This window comes from Paenibacillus suaedae, assembly GCF_032337355.1.
Taxonomy (GTDB): domain Bacteria; phylum Bacillota; class Bacilli; order Paenibacillales; family Paenibacillaceae; genus Paenibacillus_B; species Paenibacillus_B suaedae.
In genome coordinates, this window is record NZ_JAVYAA010000006.1 from 387608 (window position 1) to 396763 (window position 9156).

Here is a 9156-nt window from a genome sequence, read left to right on the forward strand (position 1 = left end):
CCTCCCTTATTTCGCATGCTGATGCATTTTCCAAATCAACACGGCCGTATCGGCACGATTTGAAGACTGCTTCGGCATAAATAGGTTCTGCCCCGTACCTGAAATGATCTTCATTTCTTTTGCCTTTTTTACCGACGATTGGGCCCAAGAACTAATTGCATTTTGATCAGCAAACGGCTTGCCTGAAGCCTGCGCATTGCCGCCCTGAACCTGACCGAGGTTTTGTAATGCATTCATCATCATGACGACCATCTGCTCACGGGTCACCGGTTCATTCGGCTTGAATGTGCCATCGTCGTAACCTTTTGATATTTGAAGCTGATGCATTATTTTGACGTCTTCGTAATACCAATCGCCTTTCCTAACATCCGAATATGCAGCTTCTTCTTTACGATCCGTTATAAGCCGATCCAAGGAGAGCGCTTTCACGATCATGGAAGAAAACTCAGCGCGGGTCACTGCTTTGCTAGGCGAAAATAACGTCTCCGATGTCCCTTGCACGATATGCTTCGCAGTCAGAGCCTCAATTGCATATCGAGCTTCCGGATAAATACCGGAGATATCTTCATACGACTTGGTATATTCCATCACTCGGTATGTCCCGGCCTGCTTTACAACCAGCCCGAATTTACTAGCCTGCTCTTGATGGAGGGCTTCCCTGATATATTCCCAAACAGCCTTAGCCGTGTTATAACGATAAACGCCCAGTTTATTGACATCACGTCCGCACAGCGTATATTCCAACAATGCATTAAGCTCGATTTTATTGATTTCCGCAGTATTCATCTTCCATTGAGACAGAGATAATTTCATGTCCTCCAAAAGTGTTTTTCGCTTGCTCAGATCCTCTGGAGCAATCACATAGGTATCCACGCCCTCTTTATTCATAGAAATGGAAGATAGCTTCTCCAGGATGGATAACGCAGCTTTCTGAATTACCTCCTTTTCCGCTGAAGCCGGTTCCGATTTCAACCCTTTCAGTAAGGATTGCAGCATTTCCGCAGCACGTACCGGATCCTTTTCCTTCAATATGGCATCCATATTCCAAACCGGCTCCTTGCTTGAACCCAACTGTCCGCTCGTGGTGCCCGATCCTGAACCTGAGCCCGATCCTGGAGACGGATCTCGGTCGTCCTTCTTCGAAATTGTAAATGTTATTGCTTCACCCACACCAGATGTAAGCACTTTCAAATCTTTGTATCCTTGCTCATTAACAACTCTTTCGCTGCTTACGGCTTTCACATGCTGAATCTCGACAGCGGCCTGTTTTCCCTGCAGCGCCTTAAACGTAATTTCTGCTAGGCGAACAGATGCCTGCGGAATTCCTTGCAGCTGTTTTCTCATCACGGGGATATGAAGCTTCCCTTCATTAGCATCATCCTTGTAAGCGCCAAAAGTATCATACCCGTCACCGGCCTTTACCTCCAGCACCTGCAAAGCCTTGAGGTCGTACGTTAACGAAACCTCGACACCAAATAGATCATTGAAATTTTCACCGCTCACTTGCAACTTGAACGTGTCACCAACATGTACGCTGCTTGAAGGGTTACTAAGAGCAATCCGTGCCCCCTCTGCCGCCTTGGCGTCCATGCTACCAAAGTTGAAAGACGTCAATATGAGTAGCATCAAGCAAAGCGCAAACATCATTTTTTTCATCCTGATCTCTCCTTTCGGATCAAACTTTTGGGTTAGATACGGATTTAGCTAAAAGGGATCACCTCCTTTGGTTTATAGCCTTCATTCTGTATAAATTGAACCCATGATTGTTCAGACGAATTTTTCAACATGAAGTGCCATGGGTAAATAAAAACCCGCTTCATCATCTTATAGTCGATAGTAGCGGGTTTTCTTCGTTGTATATGGAAATGCAATTCTAACTGAATCTCCTTTTGTACTTGTGCATGTTTCATAATATTGCTTGAGTGAAATTGAAGTCTTGACGCTTTCATTTTCAAGGAACTTTTCTCCTATTTCGCTACCTACCAATTGGAATTCTTACCCACCCCTCGATCTGATATAAATTTCTTCATCAGCCTACGTTTTCCTCTTTTATTCGCGTTATATCTTCAAAGGTAAGACAAATGCCCTTTTTCTGAATCGGATCCAACATATTTTTGCTGTAATGACGCAAAGTCTTAACAGAGAAAGGACATTTTTAATGACTTTTCAGAAAATATTGGATGTTTCTTTATGGTTTTCAAAGGTGTATATGGTATTTGTCATTGACAATTCGTAAGTATTACAAGGAGGAACTACATGCACTCACCAATCAAAAAATATCTTTCCGAACTTATCGGTACATTTGTACTCGTTCTGTTCGGTTGCGGAAGCGCAGCAACTGCAGGAGCACAGCTCGGAAATCTCGGCATCGCCTTTGCCTTCGGCTTGTCGATCATTGCGCTAGCCTATGTAATCGGGCCAATCAGCGGATGTCACGTCAACCCAGCTGTCTCACTTGCCATGCTGTTCAATAAAAAAATGTCTGTTGCAGACTTCATCGGGTATGTTGTCGCTCAAACAATCGGGGCTGTGGCAGGCGCTGGATTGCTGTATGCAATCATTGATTCCACGGGCACTGCGGTAACGAACCTTGGCCAGAACGGATTCGGGGCTGGTTACGGCATCGGCATTACTCCAATCATGGCATTCGTTGTCGAAATCGTATTGACGTTCGTGTTCATTTACGCCATTCTTGGTGTAACTTCGGATGAAAGCAAAGGAAGTGTAGCCGGAATCGTGATCGGTCTTGCACTTGCGTTCGTTCACATTCTTGGTATTGGATTGACAGGAACATCCGTTAACCCTGCCCGCAGCTTCGGGCCTGCTGTACTGCTCGGCGGCGAAGCATGGTCCCAACTGTGGGTGTTCGTAACAGCACCATTCGTTGGCGCTATTCTAGCGGTCATTGCATTCCGCGTATTGGGAAGCCGCAAAGCCTAATATAGACACCAACACATAACGAAGGGGCTTGCCGCATAAGCGCAGCAAGCCCCTTTGCATATGCAAAATGATGCACATGTGCTGTATATTCGAATTCAAACATCTTCATGCGAAAATGAGATCTGCAAACCACAACGAACGATGCATGAGAGCGCTCACTCCCCCGCTATGCTAATATTGCTGCTTCAACTTCACATTCTTGAATGCTTCGGCTTGCTGTCTGATTCCGACTTCTGCAGCAAAGCGTTCGATGCTCGATGCACCGAAGAATCCATCGATGCCTGTTGTATGTTCGAAGATATATTGCGCATCCTCTGGATCAGCGATTGGACCTCCGTGACAGATAACGAGTATATCTGGATTAACCGATCGACCTGCGTCGGCAATTGCCTGCACTCTCTTCGCGCAATCATCAAGCGTCAATGCTGTCTTCGCCCCGATAGTCCCTTTCGTTGTCAAGCCCATATGCGCAACCAGAATGTCAGCACCTGCCTTCGCCATCTTAATCGCCTGTTCTTCATCGAATACGTATGGTGTCGTCAGCATGCCGAGCTCATGTGCTTGGCGAATCATATCCACCTCTAGGTCATAGCCCATCCCTGTTTCCTCTAAGTTCGCTCTAAATACCCCGTCAATCAGTCCAACTGTCGGGAAGTTCTGCACACCCGCGAAGCCCTGTTCCTTCAATTGCTTCAGGAACACTTCCATGATGCGAAACGGATCCGTCCCACACACACCCGCAAGTACCGGCGTATTCTTCACGACAGGCAGCACCTCAGCGCCCATGTCGACTACAATTTGGTTAGCATCGCCATAAGGAAGCAGTCCTGCAAGTGAGCCGCGTCCCGCCATTCTATATCTGCCTGAGTTGTAAATGATAATTAAGTCAACGCCGCCCGCTTCCCCACTCTTCGCGGAAATCCCCGTTCCTGCTCCGGCTCCGAGAATCATTTCACCATTGGCAACTTGTTGCTTTAATTTATTGATGATATCTTGGCGTGATTGTTTCATTGTACTTCCTCCTTGATGTAAGTTTCGCTGCTGCTGTGCTTCATCAGCTCAATGAGCTTCTGAGCTGCTGCGATTGCGAACTGTTCGTCATTGATGTCTGCATTCATTTCAATAAGCTCTACAGCTTCCTTATTGATCCGCGTACGAAGTGTATCGAATAAAGCCTTATCCTCTTCCGTCCCGTAGAATGGCTGTCCTTCTACATCCAGTGCGGATACCCCCTTCAACGGCAGCATCAGCACTGTCGGTGAAGTTGCTTGATTCAGCTTATCGGCAATGATCTTACCGAGCTCTATATTCTCTTCAACCGTGGTTCGCATCAGCGTTACGGTCGGATTATGCTTATAGAAATTACGATTTTGGAACTGCTCCGGCACGGAATCGAATGGCCCGAAGTTCACCATATCCAGCGCCCCCGTCGATACGACCTGAGGCACTTGAGCCCGCACTGCGGCCTCCAGCCGATGCGGCCCAGCATTCAGCACACCGCCGACCAGTTCGTCGCACCATTCTGTTGTTGTCAAATCCAGAACACCATCGAAATAGTGGGATTCAATCAAGCATTCCATCGTCTTCCCACCTGCACCTGTCGCATGGAAGACAACAACCTCATATCCATGCTTCTCCAAGTACTCTCTCGCATGATTGACGCAAGGCGTTGTCACACCGAACATCGTGGCTGCAACTAGCGGCTTCTTCTCTACCGTCACCGTTACTTCTTCTTTCACCATGCCAGCAATCGCAAGTGCGGCATTCGTAAAGATGCGTGTCGAGATCGAGTTCAAGCCCGACACATCGACGATCGATGGATACATCATAATATCGCTAGTACCTACGTATTGCGATACGTTGCCAGAAGCAACCGTCGATACCATGATCTTCGGCACCCCAATTGGCAGCGCTCTCATTCCTGGCGTTACAATAGAAGTACCGCCAGAGCCGCCGAAGGAGAGGATGCCATCGAACTTCCCTTCCGAATACAACCTTGGAATCAGCTTCTCCATTCCTTGGGCCAACACTTCGGTTGCTAAGGCGCGATCCTTCTTGGAGGCGATTTCATGAATATCCGCCCGCACCTCTCTAGCCACTTCCTCGTTCGATACATCGGGAACGAACATCGGATCAAATACTCCACTATGAATCGTAAGCGTATTCAATCCAAGCCCTTCTAGAATTTCCTTCACATACAAAAACTCTTCTCCTTTGGAATCGAACGTACCGACTATCGCCACTGTTTTCAATATAACAACCTCCTTATGAAGTGGAAGTATATGAAGTACTGATCTATATGAACTACCTAAGCCGGCTTACAATTCAAGTATAGGGCGATTCTGATTCTGATTCATGTATATTTGTACGATGTTCATGTGTTTTTGTATTGTCGTTGATATTCTCTTGGAGACAACCCCGTTGTCTTTTTGAACATTTTGCTGAAGTGCGCATAATCGTTATAGCCAACCAAGCCAGATAGCTCCGACAAATCTAAATGACGCTGCTTCATCAACTCGATCGACTTATTGATTCGGAATCTAGTCAAGTATTCTGGAAATGTACATCCCACCTCTTGCTTGAATAAATAACTCAGATGGGTTCTAGACAGATGTGCAACTTGGGCCAGCTCTGCAAACGAAATATCATGCATGTAGTTCGCCTCAACGTATTCCTTCACGAACTGCACATAATCGTAATGCTTCGTTACCCCTTCGAGCATTTTATGAAGCAGCTTGTCTTGCTCCGTTACCCCAACTTCCTTAAAATCAATCGCAGTCTTCGTGATCGCCGCCTCTGAAGGAATTCGCTCAAATGATGAGCCGCCCAAGTACCCGACTGCGCTCGTATTGTCATACATATATTTCACATCAGCCGGCGTATTGACTGGACCGCCATAGATCATCTTGATCACATTCGGATTGATTTTATCGCTCACTTGGAAAATCTGCGCCGCCAAGTCTGCGGCTGCCTTCAAAGAGAGCACCTTCGCCGCACCTAATACGCCGCCCTTCGTAAATCCTAAGTGAGCACAGATTACATCTGCACCGGCTGCTGCCATCAGGTGCGCCTGTTCCCGGTTGAACACGAACGCAATCGTGAACATGCCCATCCCGCTTGCGATACGGATCGCTTCCACTTCCGACTCGAAGCTGATACCCGCTTCTTCTAGCGCCTCGCCGAATTGTCCACCAATCAGTCCAACGGTAGGGTAATTGTTGATTCCCGAGAATCCTTTATTCTGAATTTCTTGAATGTACGCCTCCAACTGAATTGTCGGATCTGTTGCGCATAACCCGAACATCACCGGTACCTCTCTGACGAGCGGTACAATTTCCTTCGAGCCAAATTCCATGACGAGCTCATTGCAGTTCCCAAATGGGAGCAGTCCCCCTAGAGAGCTTAAGCCCATCTGTCTGAAACGCCCCGAATTCAAGGCCAAAATGAAATCGGCGCCGCCCTTTACCGCATATTTAGCCGAAATCCCTGCACCGGCTGCTACGCCAATAATGTGCCCGTTCGATTTCAATTGGGCATGCAATCTATTTCGAATCGTTTCACGATCAAAGTACATGTTCACACACCTTCTTTTCATTGCCGTTGCTGCTGCTAGGTTGTTGTTTCGTTTCGATTGTGTTGTGAATATCATAACATTCTCTGATTAGCCGGTCGAATGTCCATAAATGAATGGCTTCAACTCGAGCAACATGCAAAAAAGCAGCTTGGTGAAAAATCTCCAAGCTGCTGCCTACGTACTATTGTATTTTCCTCTTAGCCCGACGCTGCGCAAGCAGACTGATTAGCACTGCCGTGTTGCCAACTATAAAAAAGAGTGACAGCATTGCTGCGAACAAAGTCGTTCCCATATAGTTAGAATCCTTATTCCCCTTCAATTGGATCAGAAATACGATGACGGCTATACAGCACGCAATACAACAAATCAGTAAGGCGCACAGGCGTCGCTTTATTCGTCGATCCATCTACCTATCCACCACCACATCATTCTCGTACTTGCTCGTTCGCAACATTGTTCCACAAGGAATAGCTACAACGATTCCTTTCTACATAACTATACGCCTAAGTTCTGCTTTTGTCTCTTCTATGGAAATAAAATTAAGTAATGGACTGAAAAATAAAAACTCTTAATTTCTCGTACTATTTCGCAAGGTCGCACAGCTGGAGTCATTTCGCTTCTTGGTGTTATACTTGGATTCGTGATTTACATGATCGCAACCATGTTCGGTCTCTCGGCTTTTTTCATTAACTTTTTCCTTCCAAAAAGATGATATGATCATTCTTTGTGATTAGAAACCATAACAATATACGTTCCACAAGTTGGAAATGTTTTGGGAAAAATTATTTTTTTTGACCTGTTATCCATTGTAACCAATAAGAAAACTCACAGGCTAAATGCATTTGATGCGATTTAATAAGGCTATTAGGACAAAGTGCTGGGAATTCAACCACTAGACTTACTTCTATCCCAGTATCAGTATCTTTAAATTGATGTCGAACTCCCCCAATAATAGTACCGTTTTTCATGCGTGCAACACCTGTTGATTGGTATTGATAAGAGTTATCTCTAGGTGTTTTCAATCCCGTTTCATCACCATAAACAATAAAAAATTGAACTGGGAATGGAGAATTACCAGTAGTTTCGATAACCTCTAATTCATTTTTCCCACAGGGTCTTAGTACATAGTGATCAGGACAAGCCGATAAATTCACTTGATTATTTTCACGTGATTGTTCAAGCATTAAACTATCAATTCCATTTATAGCTTCTTCTGCCGTAATCCCATCTAAATAGATACTTGTTTTTGAAAATTTTCGCTTACCGCCAGATAAAACTGTACTGATACGCATACCTATTTCGCTCAATCTAAGTTTAGATTTCAACTTATCGTACATTTCATTGTATGAATATTTCAACTTTAGTTCTGTTAGTTTTTTTATTATGTCGTCTATATCTTGTATTTCAGATTCTTTATGTCCTAATGTATGGAAAACTTTCTTAATACGTTCTTTTTTCCATTTTGTAAGTTGTTCCTGCGAAATATTATTTCCGTCAATATAAATTTTCATATTAATCCCCCTGTATTCTTCTTCAATTGTTTTTCCAATGATTGTTTTTCAATCTTATTCATTTACCATGATGTAATTTTAGATTTTTTCTTCTTTTTGATCGTATTTTAGTGTGGTTAATATTAGATTGACCATCTCTTTTTTTGTATTCAGAGTTAAATCTATCTCTGAATGGGCAATACTACTAAGACCATATAAAATAAATCCAGAAGTTAGAAATGAGTTGTCAGTGTGAAAAACTCCTGTTTTTACTCCATCCTCAATGACCTGTTTAATGAGCGGACGTAATTGCATAAATATTTTTTGCTCAAGTAGGTAATGTTGTTCCGTTTGAAATGAACTCTCATCTTTGTATGGCGCTAGTTTTTCAACAAATTTCCAAAATATATCTAGGGAATATTTCATTTTTTGCATAACTAGCAATTCATTCGAAGTAAGTATTTGCTGAATTATTTCTATATTTTTCACAATGAAATCATTTAAAATCTCATCGACAAATTCTTCTTTAGATTTAAAGTAATAATAAAATAAGCCTGTTGCTACACCTGCATGATTAACAACATCCTTTATGCTAAATCCTCCCATACCGTTTTTCATATAAAGATCAAAACCAATATCCATTAACTCTTGACGCCTTACATCAGCTTCTTTTGATATTCTTTTCATCATTTATCCCCTACCGCATTATTTTTTACAACTGAATCTGATTCAATCATATACGACTGAACTTAATTCAGTCAAGTTTTATTGAATTAGATTCAGTCAGTTATTAATTTAACCATTTTCAAAGTATTTTATCTCCAAATATCTTACGAGATCTCGCTAGAGATGTTGGTTTTGTGCAACGAACCAGTAATTTAGTTTTAACCCAATTGGGAAGTTCTCACCAACTTGCTTACGAATTTCATAATAGGTTTCAATTAAAAATTTCATGCGTCAAATTAAATCTCAGCAGATGTTACTTCTCTTGGTTCATTGAAGAAATCCTTAATATCGCCAGTCAGAATAGGGGCTGTCCCATAAGTAGGTTTTTACTACTTGTGAGACGACTCTAGATTTGAAAAAGGTCGAGCTATGGGTTACATTTGTACCCATACTCGACCTTTTTGCTTCATTGTTGCCCACTTCAGC

General features: G+C 43.5%; 8 protein-coding genes and 1 pseudogene. 2 read left to right on the plus strand and 7 right to left on the minus strand.

Annotated features, from left to right (window positions below):
* Positions 1-6: 6 nt before the first annotated feature.
* On the minus strand, positions 7-1656 hold the full coding sequence (locus RQP50_RS23085; protein WP_315746868.1) for an S-layer homology domain-containing protein: 1650 nt from the start codon (positions 1654-1656) through the stop codon (positions 7-9).
* Positions 1657-2256: 600 nt separating this feature from the next.
* On the opposite strand from RQP50_RS23085, the gene RQP50_RS23090 reads away from it, so the two are divergent.
* Positions 2257-2940: an MIP/aquaporin family protein gene (locus tag RQP50_RS23090; RefSeq protein ID WP_315746869.1), complete on the plus strand. Its 684-nt coding sequence runs from the start codon at positions 2257-2259 to the stop codon at positions 2938-2940.
* Positions 2941-3111: 171 nt separating this feature from the next.
* Here RQP50_RS23090 and RQP50_RS23095 read toward each other — a convergent pair whose 3' ends face one another.
* The 4 genes from RQP50_RS23095 to RQP50_RS23110 form a co-directional block, all read right to left on the minus strand.
* Entirely contained in the window at positions 3112-3951 is an 840-nt protein-coding gene (locus RQP50_RS23095; protein WP_315746870.1) for a phosphoenolpyruvate hydrolase family protein, read from the minus strand.
* On the minus strand, positions 3948-5192 hold the full coding sequence (locus tag RQP50_RS23100; RefSeq protein WP_315746871.1) for a Tm-1-like ATP-binding domain-containing protein: 1245 nt from the start codon (positions 5190-5192) through the stop codon (positions 3948-3950). The genes RQP50_RS23095 and RQP50_RS23100 overlap by 4 nt, the downstream gene beginning before the upstream one ends.
* 122 nt (positions 5193-5314) lie before the next feature.
* Positions 5315-6514, minus strand: coding sequence for a phosphoenolpyruvate hydrolase family protein (locus tag RQP50_RS23105; protein WP_315746872.1), 1200 nt, complete (start codon positions 6512-6514; stop codon positions 5315-5317).
* A 181-nt stretch (positions 6515-6695) separates the two neighbouring features.
* Positions 6696-6920, minus strand: a complete 225-nt coding sequence (locus RQP50_RS23110) for a hypothetical protein (RefSeq protein ID WP_072731263.1) — start codon at positions 6918-6920, stop codon at positions 6696-6698.
* Positions 6921-7082: 162 nt separating this feature from the next.
* Between RQP50_RS23110 and RQP50_RS23115 the strand changes: the two are divergent.
* Positions 7083-7202: pseudogene (locus RQP50_RS23115) on the plus strand (LysE family translocator); the annotation flags it as partial.
* A gap of 94 nt (positions 7203-7296) precedes the next feature.
* On the opposite strand, the gene RQP50_RS23120 reads toward RQP50_RS23115, so the two are convergent.
* A complete protein-coding gene (locus RQP50_RS23120) occupies positions 7297-8025 on the minus strand; it encodes a hypothetical protein (protein ID WP_315746873.1) in 729 nt (242 codons plus the stop codon).
* 78 nt (positions 8026-8103) lie between these two features.
* Positions 8104-8691: a TetR/AcrR family transcriptional regulator gene (locus tag RQP50_RS23125; protein ID WP_315746874.1), complete on the minus strand. Its 588-nt coding sequence runs from the start codon at positions 8689-8691 to the stop codon at positions 8104-8106.
* Between the last annotated feature and the right edge of the window lie 465 nt (positions 8692-9156).